Source organism: Candidatus Obscuribacterales bacterium (assembly GCA_036703605.1).
Lineage (GTDB): Bacteria > Cyanobacteriota > Cyanobacteriia > RECH01 > RECH01 > RECH01.
In genome coordinates this window covers 1-1,543 of the sequence record DATNRH010000966.1, presented here as the reverse complement: position 1 = coordinate 1,543, position 1,543 = coordinate 1, and the positions used below count along the sequence as shown (strand labels likewise).

Annotated in this window: 3 protein-coding genes; 2 read left to right on the top strand and 1 reads right to left on the bottom strand. The window is 56.3% G+C overall.

Translation table 11 applies throughout. From position 1 onward, the window contains the following. Window positions 1-222, bottom strand: a 222-nt coding sequence (locus tag V6D20_19790; GenBank protein ID HEY9818027.1) for a hypothetical protein, incomplete at its 3' end; no start/stop codon positions are given. Between the two features lie 173 nt (window positions 223-395). On the opposite strand from V6D20_19790, the gene V6D20_19785 reads away from it, so the two are divergent. Both V6D20_19785 and V6D20_19780 read left to right on the top strand, forming a co-directional pair. After that, on the top strand, window positions 396-1,118 hold the full coding sequence (locus V6D20_19785) for an AzlC family ABC transporter permease (protein HEY9818026.1): 723 nt from the start codon (window positions 396-398) through the stop codon (window positions 1,116-1,118). Continuing rightward, window positions 1,115-1,426 carry an AzlD domain-containing protein gene (locus tag V6D20_19780; GenBank protein HEY9818025.1) on the top strand — a complete coding sequence of 104 codons (312 nt, stop codon included), beginning with the start codon at window positions 1,115-1,117 and terminating at the stop codon, window positions 1,424-1,426. The genes V6D20_19785 and V6D20_19780 overlap by 4 nt, the downstream gene beginning before the upstream one ends. Window positions 1,427-1,543 lie beyond the last annotated feature (117 nt).

Sequence of the window (1,543 nt, the reverse complement as noted above, 5' to 3'; positions counted from 1 at the left end):
TGCCAGCAGCACGGTACCGGTATAGACCTCAGGCTGAAGGTCACCGTTTGACAGCTCCTTGACCGTCTCAGCCCACTCGATGTAGCCATAGCGGGAGAAAGGATGCTGTTGGTCGTAGAACGAATTGGCAATGAATGAGGTCGAGGCTTGCGCTGAAGTGGCGTACACAGGGAGCGCCAGAGCAGCGACAGCTAATGTCAGCGTATTGCGGGCAAAATTCATTTTGTTCTCCAGGCCGAGATGGTCGGCAGTTTGTTGCTATTGTGTTGTGTCATCTGGATGGCACGGTGCCGGATGGCGAATGCGCTTGATTCAACCTAGACTCTAAGCAGAAAAAAAACAAGCAGGCCTGTTTGTTTTTATCGTGGATTTGTGACATAGGAAACTATAGAATCATGATTTTAAAGGATAATTACGCACACCTGGATCTTTCTGGAACATGGCGTGGGATCCGCATGATGCTGCCGTTGGCCGCATTCACGGTAGCGTTTGGCTTGGCCTTCGGTGTAGCGGCCGTGCATCGGGGGCTGGCTGATTGGGAAGCGATGCTGATGAGTCTCTTCGTATTCGCCGCTCCATCGCAGTTTGCGGCCTTGGAGCTGTGGCGGTCCCCTCTTCCTTTGCTGGCTCTGGCAGCGATCACCCTGGCGATTCATACCCGGCATATGCTGATGAGTGCAGCGCTCTATCCATGGCTCAAGCCGCTACCCCGGCGGCAGCAATTCGCAATGGTGATCTTGCTGACCGACTCTAGCTGGGCGATGGCACTGGGGGAGTATCATCGAGGGGAGCGCAACCTTGGCATTCTGCTGGGAGGAGGGATCGCGCTGTGGAGTGCCTGGGTGGTGGGGACTGCCATAGGGCTGGCCTTTGGTGGCGGGATCACGGAGCCGGAACGTTTTGGTCTTGACGTGATCATGCTGTGCTTTCTACTGATGATCGTGGTCGGTGGAAACCCCCGTGCGGTGATGGCCCTGCCTTGGCTGACAGCGGCGATCAGTGCCTTGATGGCGTACTGGTGGTTGCCGCCGTATCTGCATGTGATGGTCGGCGCCTTGACTGGTGGGATGGTAGCCGTGCTGTTACCGGGGCGCTGGTTTGGGACGAGTGCCTCATGAGTTCATCGTTGGTGTGGCAATCGTTGTTGGCGATCATGCTGATGGTAATGATTGCCTATGGCTCCAGGGTATTGGGACTCCTGGTCATGTCACATGTGCCGCTAGGCCCCTACGTACGGCGCTTCGTCGATGCCATGTCGAGTTCTGTTCTCATCGCGGTGATAACCCCTATGGTCGTGCATGGTGATGGTGGTACGCGACTTGCCGCTGTTGCCGCCGGTGCTGTGGCTATAGGGTTGAGAAGTCCGCTGGCGTCCATAGCAGTAGGTATGTTCTGCGCAGCCTGGTGGCGCTGGTGGTTTTCTTGATCGTCTCTTGGTCAGGCTAGCAATCTTGAAACGGGTAAGAGGCGAGTCGACGGCGAGCTGCTAGATTCGAAAAGCGTCCAAGGAGATGCCACAAGCCATCATGGCCTCTTGCGTGAC

Excerpts from the sequence above, each read along its gene's own strand:
- V6D20_19785 (HEY9818026.1), top strand. The coding sequence starts at position 396 with ATGATTTTAAAGGATAATTACGCACACCTGGATCTTTCTGGAACATGG.
- V6D20_19780 (HEY9818025.1), top strand. The coding sequence starts at position 1,115 with ATGAGTTCATCGTTGGTGTGGCAATCGTTGTTGGCGATCATGCTGATG.